This window comes from Bacillus sp. ISL-46 (assembly GCF_018613205.1).
Window position 1 is genome coordinate 1 of the sequence record NZ_JAGGQR010000051.1, and the last position, 20,262, is coordinate 20,262.

The 20,262-nt window shown below is 42.5% G+C and carries 20 protein-coding genes; 13 read left to right on the forward strand and 7 right to left on the reverse strand.

The window, feature by feature from the left end; translation table 11 throughout:
* Positions 1 to 490: 490 nt before the first annotated feature.
* The 3 genes from J7E67_RS23420 to J7E67_RS23430 all read left to right on the forward strand — a co-directional run bounded on the left by J7E67_RS23420 (position 491) and on the right by J7E67_RS23430 (position 3,869).
* A complete protein-coding gene (locus J7E67_RS23420) occupies positions 491 to 1,621 on the forward strand; it encodes a 3D domain-containing protein (protein WP_214732903.1) in 1,131 nt (376 codons plus the stop codon).
* 191 nt (positions 1,622 to 1,812) lie between these two features.
* Positions 1,813 to 3,498 carry a hypothetical protein gene (locus J7E67_RS23425; RefSeq protein ID WP_214732904.1) on the forward strand — a complete coding sequence of 562 codons (1,686 nt, stop codon included), beginning with the start codon at positions 1,813 to 1,815 and terminating at the stop codon, positions 3,496 to 3,498.
* Positions 3,499 to 3,545: 47 nt separating this feature from the next.
* Positions 3,546 to 3,869 carry a glycosyl hydrolase family 28-related protein gene (locus tag J7E67_RS23430; RefSeq protein WP_214732905.1) on the forward strand — a complete coding sequence of 108 codons (324 nt, stop codon included), beginning with the start codon at positions 3,546 to 3,548 and terminating at the stop codon, positions 3,867 to 3,869.
* Positions 3,870 to 3,932: 63 nt separating this feature from the next.
* Here the strand turns inward: J7E67_RS23430 and J7E67_RS23435 are convergent, their stop codons facing one another.
* Complete coding sequence (locus tag J7E67_RS23435) at positions 3,933 to 4,304, reverse strand: winged helix-turn-helix transcriptional regulator (protein WP_214732906.1); 372 nt, start codon at positions 4,302 to 4,304, stop codon at positions 3,933 to 3,935.
* A gap of 178 nt (positions 4,305 to 4,482) precedes the next feature.
* Between J7E67_RS23435 and J7E67_RS23440 the strand changes: the two genes are divergently transcribed.
* From J7E67_RS23440 to J7E67_RS23475, 8 genes are all read left to right on the forward strand, one after another.
* Positions 4,483 to 5,715 (forward strand): MFS transporter, encoded by a 1,233-nt coding sequence (locus J7E67_RS23440; protein ID WP_214732907.1) that lies wholly within the window; start codon positions 4,483 to 4,485, stop codon positions 5,713 to 5,715.
* Positions 5,716 to 5,763: 48 nt separating this feature from the next.
* The gene (locus J7E67_RS23445) at positions 5,764 to 6,594 is read left to right on the forward strand and encodes an aldo/keto reductase (protein ID WP_214732908.1); all 831 of its coding nucleotides are present in this window, start codon (positions 5,764 to 5,766) and stop codon (positions 6,592 to 6,594) included.
* Positions 6,595 to 6,813: 219 nt separating this feature from the next.
* Positions 6,814 to 6,987: a hypothetical protein gene (locus J7E67_RS23450; protein WP_214732909.1), complete on the forward strand. Its 174-nt coding sequence runs from the start codon at positions 6,814 to 6,816 to the stop codon at positions 6,985 to 6,987.
* Positions 6,988 to 7,173: 186 nt separating this feature from the next.
* The gene (locus J7E67_RS31915; protein WP_285291938.1) at positions 7,174 to 7,533 is read left to right on the forward strand and encodes a CBO0543 family protein; all 360 of its coding nucleotides are present in this window, start codon (positions 7,174 to 7,176) and stop codon (positions 7,531 to 7,533) included.
* Between the two features lie 135 nt (positions 7,534 to 7,668).
* Complete coding sequence (locus J7E67_RS23460) at positions 7,669 to 8,442, forward strand: class I SAM-dependent methyltransferase (RefSeq protein WP_214732911.1); 774 nt, start codon at positions 7,669 to 7,671, stop codon at positions 8,440 to 8,442.
* A 157-nt stretch (positions 8,443 to 8,599) separates the two neighbouring features.
* A complete protein-coding gene (locus tag J7E67_RS23465) occupies positions 8,600 to 8,917 on the forward strand; it encodes a hypothetical protein (RefSeq protein ID WP_214717967.1) in 318 nt (105 codons plus the stop codon).
* Positions 8,918 to 9,015: 98 nt separating this feature from the next.
* On the forward strand, positions 9,016 to 9,759 hold the full coding sequence (locus J7E67_RS23470; RefSeq protein WP_251026949.1) for a hypothetical protein: 744 nt from the start codon (positions 9,016 to 9,018) through the stop codon (positions 9,757 to 9,759).
* A gap of 278 nt (positions 9,760 to 10,037) precedes the next feature.
* Positions 10,038 to 10,580 (forward strand): DUF4865 family protein, encoded by a 543-nt coding sequence (locus J7E67_RS23475; protein WP_214732912.1) that lies wholly within the window; start codon positions 10,038 to 10,040, stop codon positions 10,578 to 10,580.
* An 84-nt stretch (positions 10,581 to 10,664) separates the two neighbouring features.
* On the opposite strand, the gene J7E67_RS31920 is transcribed toward J7E67_RS23475, so the two are convergent.
* Together J7E67_RS31920 and J7E67_RS23480 are read right to left on the reverse strand one after the other, a co-directional pair.
* On the reverse strand, positions 10,665 to 10,799 hold the full coding sequence (locus tag J7E67_RS31920; protein WP_285290737.1) for a hypothetical protein: 135 nt from the start codon (positions 10,797 to 10,799) through the stop codon (positions 10,665 to 10,667).
* 165 nt (positions 10,800 to 10,964) lie between these two features.
* On the reverse strand, positions 10,965 to 11,111 hold the full coding sequence (locus tag J7E67_RS23480; RefSeq protein ID WP_214732913.1) for a hypothetical protein: 147 nt from the start codon (positions 11,109 to 11,111) through the stop codon (positions 10,965 to 10,967).
* 196 nt (positions 11,112 to 11,307) lie between these two features.
* On the opposite strand from J7E67_RS23480, the gene J7E67_RS23485 reads away from it, so the two are divergent.
* Positions 11,308 to 11,790 (forward strand): hypothetical protein, encoded by a 483-nt coding sequence (locus J7E67_RS23485; protein ID WP_214717973.1) that lies wholly within the window; start codon positions 11,308 to 11,310, stop codon positions 11,788 to 11,790.
* 181 nt (positions 11,791 to 11,971) lie between these two features.
* On the opposite strand, the gene J7E67_RS23490 is transcribed toward J7E67_RS23485, so the two are convergent.
* Positions 11,972 to 14,914, reverse strand: a complete 2,943-nt coding sequence (locus J7E67_RS23490; RefSeq protein ID WP_214732914.1) for a DEAD/DEAH box helicase — start codon at positions 14,912 to 14,914, stop codon at positions 11,972 to 11,974.
* A 740-nt stretch (positions 14,915 to 15,654) separates the two neighbouring features.
* On the opposite strand from J7E67_RS23490, the gene J7E67_RS23495 reads away from it, so the two are divergent.
* Positions 15,655 to 16,548, forward strand: coding sequence for a PdaC/SigV domain-containing protein (locus J7E67_RS23495; RefSeq protein WP_214732915.1), 894 nt, complete (start codon positions 15,655 to 15,657; stop codon positions 16,546 to 16,548).
* 115 nt (positions 16,549 to 16,663) lie between these two features.
* Here J7E67_RS23495 and J7E67_RS23500 read toward each other — a convergent pair whose 3' ends face one another.
* The 3 genes from J7E67_RS23500 to J7E67_RS32375 all read right to left on the reverse strand — a co-directional run bounded on the left by J7E67_RS23500 (position 16,664) and on the right by J7E67_RS32375 (position 20,245).
* On the reverse strand, positions 16,664 to 18,295 hold the full coding sequence (locus J7E67_RS23500) for an SWIM zinc finger family protein (protein ID WP_251026950.1): 1,632 nt from the start codon (positions 18,293 to 18,295) through the stop codon (positions 16,664 to 16,666).
* A gap of 820 nt (positions 18,296 to 19,115) precedes the next feature.
* Positions 19,116 to 19,253, reverse strand: coding sequence for a hypothetical protein (locus J7E67_RS23505; protein WP_168240856.1), 138 nt, complete (start codon positions 19,251 to 19,253; stop codon positions 19,116 to 19,118).
* Between the two features lie 482 nt (positions 19,254 to 19,735).
* Positions 19,736 to 20,245 (reverse strand): CBO0543 family protein, encoded by a 510-nt coding sequence (locus tag J7E67_RS32375; protein ID WP_374223937.1) that lies wholly within the window; start codon positions 20,243 to 20,245, stop codon positions 19,736 to 19,738.
* Positions 20,246 to 20,262 lie beyond the last annotated feature (17 nt).

Below are 20,262 nucleotides of genomic sequence, written 5' to 3' on the forward strand. Positions count from 1 at the left end.
TACTCTAACGGGTACAGTTTAGATTTTTCGGAGCCTTTTTTTATTTTAGGAATAAAGAGCAACGACTCGCCACGCCAGAAGGCCAAAACGCTTATTTTCTCTACTTGTATGGTAAACCAGCTCCATTTGCCTTGAATTCCCACCCTTTTAGGCATTTCGGGATACCCCATTTATTTACATCCGTTATTTACTGTCCACTTTTCATAGTTTACTGTCCACTTCCTCAAACCATCCTCAAACCCACTAAAAAGCCAGGCGTCCAGCCTGGCACAGGTAAATGACTACTCTGGTGCCTGACACCAATAAAATTCCACCGCCAAGAAACCCCACCCACAACTGACATTTCACCCCAAAAAGAGGACACTGTTATGACACAGAATTGACACTTTCACGTGTAATATGACAAAAAGTGATGTACTTTTAATATTTCTGTAACATTACTGGTACATTCATCTGGTATAAATAGAGTACTAAGGAAAGGAGAAAGCGTATGCAAACGACAAAAAAGCGTATCATTCTCGTGTTACTTACAATCATCCTATCAGTAACGGGGTCTATGGTTACATATGCACAAACAAGCAGTGAAGCCCTACATAATGCCAAGCAACAGCTGGAGCAGAAACAAAGAATAGTAGAGCAAAAAGCCCAAGAAAAGCAGACTGTTAATCAAGAGATAGAAAAAATTCAACAAGAATTGAACTCTCTTTACAGCGATATTACAAAGAACAAAGAAACAATGGCAAAAACGCAGCAAAAAATAGACGCAACAAATCAACTCATTGAAAAAAAGAAACAAGAAATCGTCGTCCTAGAAGATAAAATCCTTGCACGTAAAGGGATTATGAAGCAGCGGGCCGTCGCACTTCAACAAAATGATAACGTCAATGTAATGATCAACCTATTCTTCGAGTCTGATAGTATCTCAGAATTTATCCAACGCGCGAGCGCCGTTTCGGCCCTGATGGATGCGGATAAAGATATCTTAGGAGCCCAGAAGGAAGACCTTCAACAGATTGAAAATGATAAAAAAGAGATTGATAGACAAGAACAAATTTTATTAAAAGACCAAGAGGAACTTGCGAATCAACAAGCTCTACTTGATCAAAACATGCAAAAACGACAACAAACCTTAACCGTAATGCAACAAAAATTCAGTCAAATCGTTAAACAAATGGCGCTAGCCGAACAGGAAAAAGCCGGCGTTGAGTCACAAATGAAGGATATTCAAGCGAAAATCAAAAAAGACCAAGATGAGGCCAAAGCACGTACAACTGCAAAAACAACAAAAGCAGCGCCATCATCATCAGAAAACATCACAACAACTGCTACGGTAAGTGGTAAGGAGATGTATGTCACCGCAACAGCATACAGCCCAGAAGAGTCCGGTTCCATTACCGCACTCGGCTACAACATTCGTAAAAATCCGAATATGAAATTGATTGCCGTTGACCCGAGAGTCATTCCACTTGGAAAAAAAGTCTGGGTTGAAGGTTATGGCGTTGCCATCGCAGGTGACACAGGCGGCGCGATTAAGGGCCATAAAATCGACGTATTAGTCCCAAATAGAGCAAAAGCATTACAATGGGGCAGAAAGACCGTGAAAGTTATCGTTTTAAACTAATTCCGGCAATAACTTCAAACATCCAAAAAGACCTAACAATCCACTGTTAGGTCTTTTTTCGACACAATTTTGGTCCATTTTCCTTTTTTGAGCACCCCAAGACCAATGTCCTCATTGCTGATTTGCTGGTTATGAAATAAAATAATTTAATAGGGTCACAAATTAGAAGATTGAGATAGGGATGGGGATCGATGATTGAATTAAAGCTGCGTTCGATTTTAAAACGGGTAAAAAGCGAAAGTCTGCAAAAAAGACTTGAGGCACTACAACAGCTTGCTCAATATAAATTTCAAGAAGGACTCGAGGTTCATATCGATGTATTAAAGGATATGATCAAGACGGCTGCATCCAACTTTCCAGAGCGTGAGGAAAATTGGGACAACCCATCCTTTTATCTCATTGACTTTGTCTGTGATTTTCCCATGCCGGAAGTGGTGGAGGGACTCATAAAGCATTTCGACGGTCTCGATTTACAGGCAAAAGAGCTGGCGATTTTAATGTTGCTAGCAACAGAAGATGAAGAGATTTTCTACGTGCTTGAAGAAAAAATTATAGGGTTAATCCAGACAGAGGATTTTTTTATTCCAGTGAAGGAACTTGAAGCGTATCCGATGCTGATCAAGGGAATTCTTGATAAAACACTCGAAAAACTAAATAGCAAACACTATAAATTCATGCTCTATGATTTGTTATTATCGCTAAACTCCTCCGGCTTCGAGCAAGGCTATAAAAAAGAGGTAATCCTCCCGATCCTGCTTGAAGATTATCAGGCAGAGAAACAAGCTTACTTGAAATATGATTCCGATTTTACAAGCAAATATGTGTATTCTGCATGGAAGGTTAGCTATTTTGCTCTTCGTTCGAGAATGCGATTATTAATTAACTTAATGGAATATTATTATTCATCTGACATAGGCGCCGAGCTGGAGCAGGCAATGGCTTTCCGTGATCCGTCTATTAAAACAGAAGCGCTAATCATATCTATCGCCAAAAACCTTCCATATGATCAGAAAACATTAGTAGAGGCTGCAAATCAGATCGAAAGTGCAGAAATCGTTTATTGGGAGTTGAAGGAAAGAAATCTAGAGCATCTGTATCCAATCGCTGAAGGAAAGCAGCCCCATTTGGCGAAATCTAGGCTTTTTTCGACGATTATCAACTTGCCAGAGGAAGAAGAAGGAATCATTCGTTTTCCGGAAGACATTCAGATCATCGATAAAGTCGAAACAGAAAACACCTATGGGCAGCCGATCCGATATTACTTACTGAGTTTCATGCATATCGGGACCCGATATGCGGGCTGGGCTGGCGGCTATGCGCTCGAGGATGGCGACGATACGGCCGAAATATGGGATGGCAGCTACACTAATTTTGATGAATGGGATTCTGCCAGCATCGAAGAACACAAAGCCGCCTTTTTCAAAAGAAGGGCAGAGGAACAGCAAGAACATGAAACCAGTGTCTATTTTGAAAGTTCGCCACGTCTCAGCAAAGGCGCCTGGTTTTTCCTCAGCCTGGCGGTGATAAACTGGATTAGAGAGGCTATTGGAGGATTTTCAGAAGACTCGATTCCTTTCTTGATTGGACTAACTGTGATCGGTGGCGCAATGTGTCTATACGAACTTACAAGAAATAAGAAAAGAGCGATCCAAGTCGTCGGCCAGCAGCTAGTGATGAAGGACGGTTCTAAACAGCATGCGATCGGAATGCACGAAATCAAAAAGGTAGAATACAACAAAAAGCACGTTCTCGTCTACGACAAGAAAAACGAACTTGCGTTTAAATTCCCGCTCCGCTGGATCCGTTACGACCTGTTTTACGTTCACATGATGGAGCAGACCGACCATCTAAAAGACCGGCCATTTATACAATCATAAAAAGCAGGCATAAGTCGTAAAAAATCCCTATAAAAAAGGAGCGTAAAATGAAAAAAGTGACTCTATTAATTTTATTATCACTAACGCTCCTTTCATTCTATATCGTTACGAAACAGGTGAACAATCCCTCGGGGTCCAGTGTGAAGAATTATGGGGCAAAAGGTGATGGAGTAACCGATGATACAAATGCTTTCCAAAAGGCCATAAATACCGTTGCGAAAAATGGCGGGGGCGATGTAAACATACCTGCTGGAACCTATATTTTGCAGCCGATTTTTGTAAAATCAAATGTAAATCTAGTGGGCGAGAATCGCGATACGGTTACTCTAAAGCTTTCCAATGACTGGACTCATATCACAAATGGTGCCTGACACCAAAAACACTATTGGCAGTGGACGTACATCACAAACGGTGCCTGACACCCATACCACCATCTATTTAAGATGATCATTCAAAACACTTTCTTCAAGCACAGAAAACTTATCCCCGTAAACCCTCGTAATATGATTCTCCCCCCATGTACAAAGCGAATTTAGAATCCCCTCCAAGCTCCGGCCATACTCACTCAGCTCATACTCGACCTTCGGCGGAATCTGATTATAAATAATCCGATTAATCACGCCATCCTCCTCCAATTCGCGCAGCTGCTGGGTCAACATCTTCTGCGTAATATTCGGCATCAACCGCTTCAATTCACTCGTCCGCTTTTTCCCATGCGTCAAATGGCAGAGAATTACACACTTCCATTTCCCCCCAATCACCTCAAGCGTCGCTTCCACCGATATATTGTATTTCTTCTTCTCCATTACACATCTTCCTCCTCATTCAGACAGGCACCGAAAAGTACCTACCGCACCCAAAGGTACCTATATCACTTTAAAGTGCGTACTTCCGATAATTCCTCATATACCCCATAATAACATTTGCCGGATGAAAACAATCATACCCTTTTAAATAAACCTACACAAATGAGGAGGAAAATTCATGCCTTTAAATAAACAGCAAAGCACACTGGCACTACTGGCCCTAGCCGTCAGCGCCTTCGCGATCGGAACCACCGAATTTATCAGCGTCGGCCTGCTGCCACTCATTGCAAACGATTTACACATTCCCGTCACAACGGCCGGACTAACCGTCTCCCTATACGCCCTCGGGGTCACATTCGGAGCACCCGTCCTAACATCACTGACATCGAGAATGTCACGAAAAACCTTATTACTTTGGATCATGATCATCTTCATCATCGGTAACAGCATCGCCGCAAGCGCAACAACCATCAGCGTCCTACTCGGGGCCCGCGTGATTTCCGCGCTGTCGCACGGCGTCTTCATGTCGATCGGCTCCACCATCGCCGCCGACCTCGTCCCGGCCAACCGCCGCGCGAGCGCCATATCGATCATGTTCTCCGGCCTCACCGTCGCCACCGTCACGGGCGTTCCATTCGGAACATTCATTGGCCAACAATATGGCTGGAGACTCGCCTTCGTCATCATCATCGCCGTGGGCATCATCGGCTTCATCGCCAACTGGGTCTTAATACCTTCTTTTTTGAAAAAAGGAACCCAGACCAGCGTTCGAGACCAGTTCAAGCTCCTGACCAATGGCCGCCTCTTACTTCTATTCACAATCACGGCACTGGGGTATGGCGGCACATTTGTTGTCTTTACTTATTTGTCACCATTACTACAGGAAATAACCGGCTTTAAAGAAGGCTCGATTGCAATAATTTTACTAGCCTACGGATTGGCGATCGCCATTGGCAACATGGTGGGCGGAAAGCTCTCGAACCGCAATCCGATTGGATCCCTATTTTATATGTTTATCGTCCAGGCCGTGGTCCTGTTCGTCTTGATGTTCACCGCACAATTCAAAATCGCGGGCCTCATCACGATTATCTTTATGGGCTTACTCGCCTTTATGAACGTACCAGGACTGCAAGTATACGTCGTCATCCTTGCGGAGCGCTACGTCCCGAGTGCCGTCGATGTCGCATCCGCACTCAACATCGCCGCCTTCAACGCCGGAATCGCCATCGGTTCCTACCTAGGCGGCACCATCACCGACACACTTGGCCTCATCCACACCACATGGATCGGAGCCTTAATGGTCCTCGCAGCAGCCATCCTAACAGGATGGAGTCGAGCGTTGGAACGGAGAGATCAATCAACTGCAACAGCAGTGGTGTCAGGCACCACTAAAACACAAATGTCCTCCTGAGAAGGGCATTTGCGTAATTCAACTTAAAAAAAATGGAGGGCTATATCAATGAATAACAACCTACAAAGTACAACTACATTAAATAATGGAGTAAAAATGCCTTGGTTCGGCCTTGGCGTCTTTAAAGTAGAGGAAGGACCGGAGCTCGTGAACGCGGTGAAAACGGCGATCCAACATGGCTACCGCAGCATTGATACAGCGGCCATCTATGAAAACGAAGAGGGTGTCGGACAAGGGATTAAGGAATCAGGCATCGCTAGAGAAGATTTATTTGTCACATCCAAGGTTTGGAATGCTGACCTCGGCTACGAATCCACATTAGCAGCGTATCAAACAAGCCTAGATAAACTAGGTTTAGAGTACCTGGACCTCTATCTGATTCATTGGCCTGTGGCTGGGAAATACAAGGAGGCGTGGAGAGCATTAGAAACGCTTTATAAAGAAGGGCGTGTACGTGCAATTGGGGTAAGCAATTTCCAAGTGCACCAGCTTGTAGACCTGATGAAAGATACAGAGGTCAAGCCGATGGTAAACCAAGTCGAATACCATCCGCGCTTAACCCAAAAGGAAGTCCAAGCGTTCTGCCGCGAACAGGGAATTCAGATGGAAGCCTGGTCGCCATTAATGCAAGGCCAATTGTTAGACAATGAAGGATTGGCAGCAATCGCCACAAAATACAAGAAAACAGTCGCCCAAATCATCCTGCGCTGGGATCTGCAAAACGGCGTCGTCACCATCCCAAAATCAACAAAAGAACACCGAGTCATCGAAAACTCACAAGTATTCGACTTTGAGCTAACACAAGAAGACGTAGACCAAATCAACAACCTAAACCAAAACCACCGCGTCGGCCCAGACCCCGACAACTTTGACTTTTAAATTACCTATGGTTCCATCTTTAGTGCCATCATTGGTGTCAGGCACCGCCCGTGGACAAATGCACCTTTTTGTCCGGGTGGTGTGGACAGGTCAATCTCACTACTGAGATTGGCCTTATTTCTATGCTTACATTTACCGTGTCAAAGCGAAAGCTGCACTGGCGGTAAATGGAGAGTCGTTTCATTTACCATCCAAAGCAAAAATCTGCTCCAGCGGTAAATGGAGAGTCGTTTCATTTACCATCCAAAGCAAAAATCTGCTCCAGCGGTAAATGGAGAGCCGTTTCATTTACCGTCCAAAGCAAAAATCCGCTCCAGCGGTAAATGGAGAACCTTCATTTACCATCCAAAGCAAAAAGTCGCTCTTGCGGTAAATGGAGAGAGTTTAAAGTAACAATAATAAATGCAGTACTTTTTTTTCAGCCTTATTGGTTAAACTAAGGCGACATGCTTGAGGGGTGAAGAAAACACGAAATCAGTTTGAAAAAAACATCTTAAGGTTTTTATTTGTTTTGGGATCGGTACGTTCTTTAACTTAATTCGAAAGCCGCCTTTAAAGGACTGGCTAATTATTTTCCTATTGAAGAGCTATATTGCTACCATTCTAGATAATTTATTGGTAAAAAAAGGATATTTAAAATACCCAGTTAACCTATCTAAAAGCTTTGACATAAGTGTTCTATTTAGCTATCTCATTTTCCCAATCAGCTGCATTTATTTCAATCAAGTAACTAGAAATTCAGGCATATATGGAATCTTATTTAAGTGCCTCTTATTTACACTACCATCGACACTTGTTGAATCTTGGCTCGAAAAAAACACAAAATTAATCAAATATAAAAAGTCCTGGACCTCACTACATAGCTTTGCATCCATCGCAGCCGCCTTTTTAATCGTGCGCATCCTAATGTCCCTCATTAGAAAAACCGCCGAGAAATAATAATGGTGTCACAAAAATGGTGTCAGGCACCATCTGTGGACACCTGTCCTTCCGGTGAGGACACCATACAGGTATTTTTCACATCCCTTTGTTATAATTATTTAATAGAGTATCTAAAAGGGGTTGTGATAAAAAATGGCTAATAGGGTTAAGGAAGATAGTTGGAATGCCAATTTATATGATAAGAAGCATTCTTTTGTTTCTCAATTTGGAGGGGATTTGGTCCAATTGTTAGCACCGAAGTCAGGAGAAAAGATTCTTGATCTTGGCTGCGGAACAGGGGATCTAGCCAACCAACTGAATCAACTGGGAGTCGATATTATTGGGATTGATAAATCCGAAAACATGATCCAGCAAGCACAAAAAAAGTACCCGGGTCTCACCTTCAAGGTACAGGACGCTGTGAACATGGGGTACACTAACGAGTTTGATGCAGTTTTCTCTAATGCTACACTTCATTGGATTAAAACCCCGAAACAGGCTCTACAGTCCATTTATAATGCCTTAAACCCTGGGGGCAGATTTGTCGCTGAATTCGGCGGGAAAGGCAACGTCCAGAAAATTATCGACGCAATTATTAATCAGTTAGGCGAACAGGGAATCACGTATAAATCAGAGCAGCTCCCTTGGTATTACCCAAGCATTGGCGAATACACATCCATGATGGAACAAGTAGGATTTCGGGTCACCCACGCCCAACATTTTGATCGGCCGACCCCTTTATCTGGAGAGCAAGGCTTAAGAAACTGGATCGAGATGTTCGCCACAAGCATGTTCGAAGGCGTGACAACCGAAACCAAAGAGTTAATCATCACGAGAGTGGAAGAGAACTCAAGAGAAGTTTTATTCCGCAACGGTGAGTGGATCGCGGATTATAAGCGGATTCGTGTGCTGGGGATAAAAGAGTAATCACGGTGACCATATGGGTCCTTCTTTTGGTTAAGCCTGGATAATGGTTCTGTACCTCTGTGAACATGGAACTAATATTAAAAAAACCAATAATTGGAACATTTTTGCGATAAATCCGTATATAGAGATAGGTATTTTAAAAGGGGAGTTAACAATAATGAAAAGACTAATTACCATCATGATTACGTTTTTAGTTTTAACAGGATTGAGTTATGGCATAACGTATTATACCCATACAAAATTCATTGATTATTCATTCTTTATTGGATTAGCTTCCACCGTTATCATTTGGTTCTTTACGTCAAAAGGCGGGCACACTTCAAGATATTTAGATATGACAGTTCAAGGCACCACTGGGATCAAAGTTGACCAGCAAAAGTATGAGTTTTCACCGAATGTTGTTTTCCTTACCTCCATGGCTTATACCATCATTACCCTTGGAGTAATGTTATATTATTACAGAAGTTATTTCTAAAATTTATTGATATTTTTCACAATTTTAGAGTACTTTACAATCTAATTAATTGGATATTTATGTTAAAATGACAGTATCAAGGTCTTCCGGAGGTAACAATGATATCTCTTTCGAAAAATAAATGGCTCTGGTTTACTGTCGTCCTCTCCTTAGGATCCCTATTTGATTTCATCATTACCATACCTTTACTCGTGTACTTCTTTATCCTAAGAAAGCGTTACTCGCTTAAATATATACTCCCTGTCATGATTGCAGGATATGGCGCTGCGGTACTGATTATTCCGCACGGTCTCCTGTCAGCTTACCCCTTTGTAAAATATATCTTATTCACGGGTGAGGCAGCCTTTTTCCTGCTAGAGCTTTATGTCGTGATTAAGCTATTTACTTCGTTTCCAAAAATCATCAAAAGCTACCGCAAAAACGAAAGCAAAATTCCAACCTTTCCATATCGAATGAAACAAGCATGGGAACAGCATCTACAACCATCTCCGGTACGAGAAATCTTTTTCTCCGATATGACCATTTATTATTTCAGCCTATTTTCTTGGCGGAAAAAACCGATGATACCTAATGAGCTTATTTACACCTATCATAAAAAATACGGGCACCATCACGCTTTACGTCATGCTGATCCACGCACTGGTTTTGGAATCGGTAGGTTTTCATTTTCTCCTTCACTAGTGGAGTCCGCTAGTCTCCACTATCGCTCTGGTATTAAATGTGTTTACCTTATTATTCTTTCTGGCAGAAATCCAAGCAATTCGGCATTGCCCGATTATGATCACCGACCAACAATTGTACGTCCAGGTCGGGCTCATCAAACAGTTAATCGTTCCGCTTGAGGAAATTAAAAGCATCCATTATTATCATGGCCCCGAAACATTAACAAAAGACGAATCAAAACAAGTTTTTGACGCCGTCCTTGCTGATTTTTTCAAAGAAAAACCCACATTTGAAGTGGAATTTTATCATCCTGTCGAAGCGAGGTTCATCTATGGGTTTAAGAAAAAAGTCACCAAAGCGCATCTCCGCCTCGATGAACCACAAAAATTCTTTTATGCCCTCACTACAAAAATAAATGCCAGTGATTCTCAAGGACTCAAAAGGAGGAATTGATTAAATGATAGCCACACAATACAAAATTACATTACCAAGTGATTATGATATGAACATAATCAAGGACAGAGTAAGGAATAATGGTCATAAAACAGACGGATTTGAGGATCTTAAATTTAAACTCTATTTGATAACTGAAAAAGGAATCCATAATAATTTACAAAATAGTTATTGTCCATTATACCTTTGGAACGGCAGCAACGGGCTAAACAAGTTCTTATTTAATGGTTATTATGACAATATAATCAACTCTTTTGGATGGCAGCGAGTAAATGTCGGAATTCCACTAATTGATACAACGACATCGAAAATCAAAGAGAATAAATATCTTTTCCAAATCACAAGAGACATACCACCACAAGAAAGTCTAAATAACTTAAAAGATAAAATAGGAAAAGATATTCCAACGATTGATAATACAGAGTATCTAGTTATTTATAATCCCGATAAATGGAAGTACGATGTGTTTTATTATTTAAACGATGTAAGCAGTGTAAAAGAAATGAGCGGAGTAATTTATCAAATCCTACATATATCACATGAATAAAGTAGCTAGTAAAAAGCGTTCCTGAATAGAACAGAAACGCTCCACTAGAACAACAGGCGGGATAGGATAACTGTCCCGTTATGGTTACTTATTATGACTCTTTTGGGCTTTTAATGCGACTTTTTCAAAGCCATTTCCTCGTTCTTCCGCAAATTCTAAATCGGCTTTTGGTAGAGCCGTATTATGTTTCTTAAATTGGTTATTCTTATTTTTAGCCATTTTTTCACCACCCATTTAGTTATTCCTTTAAGGCTGCAACTATTTCAGCACCCCACGATTTTAGTTTGCTTTCTTTTTTTGAGGCTATGCTAGCTGAATTTCTTTCGTCTCATTCGAAAAAAAGAAGCCCTCTAAGTTGAAGGCTTCTTTGACGTATAAAATGGATTAATGGACCCGGATAATTTCGTAAATATATTCATCGTGGTGAACCCTGGTATGTTTTGATTCTAATCGTTCGAATTCGTGGATTTCATCCATTGGCTCGCCAAGCAACCAGTTTTTGAGTTCAAACAAAAAATTAGTAAGCATCATGATTCCTCCCTGGAATGGGTTATTGGATTCCTTATAAACCTATTATACATGTGAATCAATTCACATAAAAGCGGTTACAAAATAGCCGAAATAGCAAAATTATACTGAAAAATAACAGAGTATGGTCTAAATGATGAGGGACAATACTTGAAATAATCACAATAAATTTGGAGAAAGTAAATAAGAGGTGATTAGTTTGAGTTCATTGAGTAAGAATTTAGATTTACATGCTCAAGGAAATTGGCTGCCGATCAGTGTAGGTTTGCTATTGTTTTTATATGCTCTTTTTATGCCCAAAAAAGAGATCGGTTGGAGAGTTCTTTATATTACATTTGGAGTAATTGGTTATTTTGCTTGGATTGGTGATTCCTTATTTGCAAAAATGTTCGACCTTGTTGATTTTGGTAACCCAAATATCACGGGAATAGGAGAGTTTATAAGTTACAGCTTAATTCCTTCCTCTCTTTCCGTTATTTTTTTAAACTATTTTAAGAAAACAAATAAATGGATAATTGTCATTATATTTACCATAATTGCTACTCTATTGGAATGGGGAATGAGAAAAGTAGGTTATATCAAGCCACATGGCTGGAGCTTTTTCTTTTCAATACCGTTGTATTTTGTTGTATTTAGCTTTTTCCTCCCATTACACAGTAAATTTATAAATTGCAAATCCTAATTTAGGAATATTCCTTCAAAAAGAGGCGCCTCTCAACAAACGGGGGACTATAAGTGGAACAACGAAAAAACGCTCAGAGTGGTAATCTCTGAGCATTTTTTCATTGTATGTTTTTTAGGTTTACACGATGGTGCCTGACACCATTACCATCACAGACACCATCATTACACGAAAAACCACATTACCCCAGATAAACCAAGTCTTTCAGCTCATCCGTAGATAACTCGGTAATCCAGTTCTCACTCTGGATAATCTGATCATTCAAGAATTGCTTCTTCTCTAGCATCGCATCGATTTTCTCCTCGAGGGTACCCGTACAGATCATCTTGTGCACATGAACGAAGCGCGATTGACCGATCCGGTAGGCACGGTCGGTGGCCTGGTTCTCCACAGCCGGGTTCCACCAGCGGTCGTAGTGGATGACGTGATTGGCCGCCGTCAGATTCAACCCGGTTCCACCAGCTTTCAATGACAGCAGGAACACCGGAAACTCTTGATTCTGGAACCGCTCAATCATCTCGTCACGCTTCACTTTCGGCACACTTCCGTTCAAGAACGGCACCTCGATGCCAAATTTCTTCTTCAATGTGCTCCGAATCATTTCGCCCATCTCGATATATTGGGTGAAAATCAGACAGCTTTCACCCTGTTCCAAAACGGCATCAATTAATTCGACAAGTTTCTCAAGCTTATTCGAACGCTCCAGCAGCTCGCGCCCAGCAGCTTTTTCCTTCAGATAGAGGGCAGGGTGGTTGCACAACTGCTTCAATCTACTTAACATTTGTAAAATTAACCCCTTGCGCTCAAAGCCTGACAATTTTTCAATTTCTGCAAACGTGTCATGGATGAGCTGTTCATACAACGACGCCTGCTCAGCGGTGAGCGGGCAATATTCCTTTTGCTCCAGCTTGTCAGGAAGGTTAAGGGCAACCTCTTCATCCTTTTTCGTGCGACGCAGCAAGAACGGCCGTATCAACGATTGCAGCTGTTGAACCTTGTCTTTCTTCTCATCTTTTTCAATCGGAATGACGAACTTTTTCTGGAAATGCCCCAAGCTGCCCAGATAGCCATGATTGGTAAAATCAAAAATAGACCACAATTCCGATAAGCGGTTTTCCATCGGAGTTCCTGTCAGTGCAATGTGATGGCGGCCACGCAATTTTCGAACCGCCTTTGATTGCTTAGTCTGGGCATTCTTAATGTTTTGCGCCTCATCAATCGCAATCGAGCTCCAAATCAGTGATTCAAACTCCTCCAAATCGATGTGGCTCAGGCCATACGAAGTCAAAACAATATCGGCATCTTTTGCCTTCTCCGCAAAAGCTTCCTCTTTCAGACGGTTCGACCCGTAATGCAAATACACCTTCATCTCCGGTGCAAAGCGCTCTAGCTCCTTCTGCCAGTTTCCAAGCACAGAAGTTGGGCAAATAATCAACGCAGCCTTGGTTGGAACTTTAACTGCAGCCGCATCCTCATCCTTCTTGCGGCGTTTTTTCGCCTCAGTTTGGGTGTCAGGCACCACAGCCAATTCATCCCCGACCACATCTTTCACCTTTAAAAGGTAAGAGATCAGCTGGACGGTTTTACCGAGACCCATGTCATCGGCGAGGCAGGCACCAAATCCGTACTGGCGCAAGAACCAGAGCCAGCTCATGCCGAGCTGCTGGTAAGGACGAAGCTCACCCTGCAACCCAGGAGGCACGTCCTCAAGCGGAATTTCGTGGACTTCCGACAGCTGTTTGATCATTTGCTTCCATTGACGGTTTAACTCAATTTGAATCTTCGCAAATGCCTTTGGATTGTCCAGTTCATCTTCAGCAGTATCCGACTCCAGCAATTCCTGTTCCAGCAAATCGCGGACATGCAGGCCTTCTTTTTCAGCACGTTTCATCATATCCTGTATTTGTCGAATAAACTGCGGGTCAAGCTTTACCCAACGGCCGCGAATGAAGACAAGCCGTCTTTTTTCCTCGACAAGTTTCCCAAACTCATCTTCGGACAAGTCGACACCATTCATCGAAAAGCGCCAGTTAAAATCAAGCATAGCCTGAAGCCCGACGAATGACGGCCGGTGACTCGAGCCACCCTTCAGCGATGCCTTCACTTTCAGATTAGCATTTTTCATCGCCTGCCACCAGGAAGGGAGAAGGATTTCGACATCCAACGCCACCAGCGTCTCACTCGCCTCCGTCAAAAACATCCATGCTTCTTCCTCGCTCAGATGCGTTTTGAAATAACCGTCTTCACCCAACCACGGAATCAATCGCATCCAGCGCTCCCGCTCGCGGTCAACTTTTTCTAAAAATGGACGCCACTTCGCTGGGATTTTGGTGGTCCCATCCACATCATAAACCTCATCGACATTTTTCTTTCCTCGTATAAATAGATCCAGACTCCAGGCACCTTCGCCATCAACCGGCTCATCTAAGCGCAGCCCAATCGTAAAAGGTGTGTCGCTTTCCTTAATTCCGACCCATTCCAGCCAGCTTTCCTCATCAAAATAGCGAGCGAGCTCACCGCCGGAAATATTTTGCTTCCGGAGCAAATCAAGCTTCGGCCCGAATAACTCCTTCATCGCAGAATTCCGCGTTAAGTAGCCATCGAGGGCATCATTGTACAAGTCTGAGATATAGTTTTTGGTCGTCCCAAGCTCATGGCCTATCAGTTCGTCGATGGCGGGCTCAGACTCCTCAATCCTTTGTTCCCAAAACGATGGGTCAAACTCATCCTTCACGCGTTCAGGAAGCTTCCAACGGAAATCCCCGTGCTCCCAGACCGAAAAGTCCGGCAGCCAATCCTTCTCAACGATGCCCTCATACAGCGAATGGGCGGCCGCCAGACAAATCTCAGATTGCTCATTCCAATCCCATTCGATATATCGATTAAACGACTCCTTGGCAAAAAGTGAAACCAGATGCCAGCCGCTCACCACCACACCCTCGACGTCGTTCACCGTATCCGTCTCAAGGAGCGTACCAAAGAAGCTTTCCTCATGACTGCTGAAAACGAGATTCTTCCATCTAAACGGGCTCATCACATGACCTCGTTCATCCTCTGCAGTAAGAAGAAAGCGACCTTCCCCTAATTTAGTTGTCAGCAATTTCATAAACCTTGTTTTAAGCATCGATCCAAAACTCCTTTATTGGGGGAGAGAACAAAGTTAGATGGAAATCTCCGGAAAATGCATAATTTCACAAACATCAAAGCTATTTACTAGTTGTTAATTTCCAGAAAATGTCTAATTGCACAAAACCCCTTAAAAATGGCACAAAAGCCCCCTGAAATGGCACAAAAACTTATTAAAATGGCACAAAACCATCCAAAATGGCACAAAACAAATTTCACCTAAAAATAAACAAGCCACAATACCAGTCAACCTAGCTAATTCTAACTAAATGTCCGCTCCGTATGGACAAAATAACTAAAGTGTCCACGAGCGGTGCCTGACACCATAAATGACACCAAAAATTACACTAAAATACACCAAAATTAACTCCAAAAAATCTCATAAGTGAAATCTAAATTACTCCATAAAAATCCATATCCTCTATTATACCCAAAAAAGTGTGGTTAGAGGAGGGCGAGGATTGAAGTTATTCCTTAAGTAGTATATTCGTACGTGGTTTGTTGTTACAAAAGGTAACTTAAAAGTAGTCCCCGGCAGGGATCCGTCCCCTAATAAGTGCTGGTTCTCCAGAATCGGAAAGACAATGACCTGAGAAAGGAAACCGCCAGTAGTAACATAAAACGAATAAATCACATATAATTGATGGCGAAATCTAGTTTCATCTGGACCCACCAATGGAAGCTTCAGCTATGATTTTTTATTGTATCTATTAAGGACATAAAACGAGGAGATCGTATATGGGAAAGAAGAATCTCAATATAACGCTATTAATATTTTTACTTCTGTTGTTAACCTCCTGCAGCCAAGGGAATAATTCGAAAACGAATGGTGATCCACAACCGGAGCCATCAACTGAAAATCCAAACGAAAAACCCACTGATAAACCCGATGCCAAGCCCGGTTCCGCCGAAAAACCTGACACCAACCCCGGCGTAAAACCCGCCGAAAAACCCGACAACAATAGTAGCCCTAACAATCCAGGTCCATCCAGTAATCCCTACGAAATAACAAAAACAAACTACACAGAAAACAACATCAAAATAAACTATCCCCAACTCACGAAATCAAGCGATCAGCAAAAGGAGAAAACCATTAATCAACTTTTAAAAAAAGAAGCCATCAAAGTACTAAACTATTACCTGCCCGAGGTTCAAGACCTAACCCTCGAAATCAATTATGAAATCAAATCCAAAAGTCCCAGCCTGCTGAGCATTCAATACACAGGAGTGGGGTACATGAACGGTGCAGCCCATCCCAATAATCATTACTATACAACCAATATCGACATCGAAACGGGAACTATTCTACAATTAAAAGACATGATCAATATCGATGAAAACTTCGTCGGAAATCTCAAGCAAAACGCCAAATCCATGAAGCCTGAACACCAAGGCATCCTGAACAGCATACACCCAAGCGACCTACTAAACATGCTCACAAACGCCGATTCACTCGACAATATTGGTACCGAAAATCAGTCCGACACATTTAGCTATTTCACCAGTGACTCCCTCGGAATTAGCATTCCCGTCAGCCATGCAGAAGGGGACCATGCAGAATTTGAGATTACCTATCAGGCCATAGCCCAAAACATACATTCGTTATTGTTACTAAGCCTGCTTCAACAGTAACCATCCCAGTTCAAATTTACATTCGAACGAACCAGCACCACCGCCCCTGCTAAAAATAACAAAAATAAAAGGTGCCACGAGAATTGGCACCTTTTGCTCTATTAAGAAAAATCCATCAACCCTCAATCAACTTACTCCGCTTACACTCCTCATGAAACGCCCGCAGACGTTTCGTCCGCTCCATCAACGTATCCAAGAAATACTCCCAGTCATCGACCCGTTTCAGCTTCTTATACAACGTCCGCAGCTTCTTCAAATGCCGTACCGCCATCCGGTAACTCGCTCGGTTCTTCTGATCAATCTCACGCTGCGCCGTCTGATGCAGCATCGCCAACAGCACCTCAGGACGCTCCTTCTCCACAAGCTTCAAACGGTCCTTCGGCAACTCATAATAATCCAAGCCCACAAACGCCTGCAGCTCACCCCAGCGCTCATACTGCCCGCGCTCAAACAACACAAACTCATAATCCCCAAAACTATACGGCAGCATCGAAAGCATCGCCCGCTCATATAAATCCACCCGGTCACTCTCCGCACAATAAGGCGCCACCGCCCGAAGCGCATTCCGCACAAACGTCGCACAACTATGATACCCGCCGAGCCACTCCAAATAGCCCTTCACCTTTTGCAAAAACAACTCAATCACCGGGCCAACACGCTTCCACGCCTTCAGCCCCGACAAATACTCAATCCAATACACCAAATAAGGTGCAATCTCCTCATCGCCAAACGGACCTGTCAACTTCAACGCAGCCTCATCATCCCCAAGCAAGAAATTCAAATGAATCCCAGCGAGCAGCAGCGGGGCAGGGCTCTCCCAATCCTGCAGCCCCTTCATCCGAGCCTGAATCTTCACCAACTCTTCCTCACGCCACGCCTTCTTCTTGAAAAAATGAATCCACAACAACCGATACAAGAAAATCCGCTCATACGCCAACCCCTGCGTACACGTCAACAGCTCAAACGTATCCTCCCGTAACTTATCGACAAACTCATCAAAATCAAACGGAAGCGACTGCACGCCAATCTTCATCGAGAGCTCCTCCGCATCATCCATCAAATTATGGAACAAATGCAAATAAGCCCGCTTCACCATATCCTCATCATGCCCGAGCTGCTCACTCAGCCGAGCCAGCTTCCGAAACGAAACCACAATCCCAACCAACTCATACAGCAAGCGCCATTCCTGCTCAACCGGCGCACTCGCATGAATCCGGCGCTCATAAATCCCAAACAACTCCGGAATCACATACGGGCTCGTATACTTCTTCGTCGCCAACAGCGTATCAAAACTCACCTCAAACGAATGAACCCACCGCCCATAATCCGGCTTCGACACCCCATTCGCCTTAATCAAATCCTTCGCCGTCTGCAGCCCCCAGTCCGAAACCGCCTTCGACTCACGCATCGGCTCCCGCCATTCAGCGACCCAATCCGCCACACTGCCAACCCGAGAATAAGCACTCAAAAACACCGCCATCTGATGCCGACAAAACCCCTCAGTCGGACACGAGCACTCACTCTGCGACAAAAACTCAAAATTCAACTTCACATAACAAGGCGTCACATCCTGGACCGTCGCAGTAATCTGCTCATTCCATATCTGTAACTGCTTCACCAGCCCTTGCCGGTACAGCATCAAACCCTTCTGAACCAGCTTCGCATCCTCCGTCACCGTCGGGTGCAGCAATTCCCGCACCTGATCTCCAAAAAGCTCAATCCGTTCACTTGCAGGCGTCGACTCCAAAGCCACAACCCCCTCCAAAAAATCCATATTCCTCTATTATACCCAAAAACTCACCCAAAGAGGAAGGCAAGCCTCAATCCAAAACACATTTTTGAAAAATGAACCCATGATAGCGTCCGCAACCGAGAAATTGTTTGCGAAGAAATCCCCACACACTAATTTTTTGCGGCAATCAAATAATAAAATTTTAGCGGCATATCGTGGTGCCTGACACCAAATTTCAGGCGGTGGCAGGGTTTTAATTTAAAAAGGTAACTTTAATGGTTTTAGGTTTTGAATTTAGGCTGGTCCGCTACGAAAAAGGAAAGAAATTAACCTGATCCAGGCTGAACACCTGGATTTTTAGTTTTTAGTGGGTTTTCTAGGAGGTTTGGAGCAGGAAAAAGACAAGTGGCCGATAAAATGCTTAAAGTAGCCGATAAAATCGAAAAGCGGCCGATAAATCCTGAAAGTGGCCGATAAATTTTTCTTAGGGTAAAAAGTTGGCTGTGTTTTTATTTAAAAAGGTAACTTAATGGTTTTAAGTCTTGAAATTAGGCTAGTCCAATTGAAAAAGTAGAAATAAAAGTTACCAGAGCCAGTCTATCGCCTGGCTTTTTGGGGAGTTTGAGGTTGAATGGAGGGAGTGGACAGTAAATATGGGAAAGTGGACAGTAAGTAGATAGAAGTGGACAGTAAAAATCAAAAGTGGAAAGTAAAGTGAAAAAAGTCGACAGTAAACCATTGAATGAATCCACTGGTTGCCAGTAAATGCCTGAAACCCCATTCTCAACCCCCAACACAGTAAAATGAACACACAAAAAAAGCCACTCCTCACAAATCAAGGAGTTGGCTCGATCTTCGTACCTTCATTTTTTGTCAAACTAGAAAAATATTCAAACAAACTGGTAAGATAGCTGTTAAGCTCAAAACCTTCCTCACTCGCAAACTCTGACAATAACAACCTATTCTCTTTCACCCTCATAACCCCCTCGAATATGTAACTATCATCATTATTGCCAAACTATCACTCTCTTATACCAGTAAACTTGAGTAGGGGTATGCCCATCGCAAAAAAGTCTAACTAAATCATTAGTTAGACCAGCCCATCTATATAAACTTACAAAGACCCCTTTAAGATTCAAAGCGGTCTTCGTCCCAGTTATAGTTGTAATGGTCTCTCTGCTATCACCAATATCGCTGATACTGAGGAGCGTATGGTGTTTGTGGGTACTGTGGAATATGTTGGGGCTGTTGATACGGTTGATGTACATTTTGATGAGGTATATTTTCCTTTGCTTTGTTGCAGTCCTTGTATGGACCTATATATGTTGAGGGTTTAACAGGTGCAGTTACATATAGGCATGTTATGCACCTACAATAAGTTCGGTGTGATTAGGTATTAAATTTTTTTAAAGTCTGAAATCAACGATAAAAATCTTTTTTCGTTGTTTACTTGTGTTAAGGAAACGGAACATGAAAATAAATGACAAAAAAAGCTGTAAATAAAAAAGAAACCAACCAAGCTGGAATCGGCTTAAGGTAATGAAATCTCAACATAATAACCCACACGAAATTAAAGGCGATTGACCACCAGAAGTTCCACCCGTTATGATAGGTGATTTTTCCACCAATAAACATTATACCTTCGATACAAACTAGAATTACTGCCGATATTATTAAATACATTATTTGATTCTTCCGATTTTTAGGTAAATAGGACAAAAATAGTATGACGATACATGGAAAAATGATGAAAGTTTGAATTAATACTGAAAGGGTATGGTTTAATAAAAAATCAGGTTCCAACTTCCATAGAAAATATTTTCCGTTAACAAAGAAGCTATATAATAAATTATTTACAATTAGGTATAAAATAGTGGGGTAATAGTTTCTCCAATTTTTTATATCTCCAAATTTCCAGCAGCAAAGTACCAGAGTTAGGCACAGTACAACACGCAATAGGAACACCCAATTTCAACAGTTTT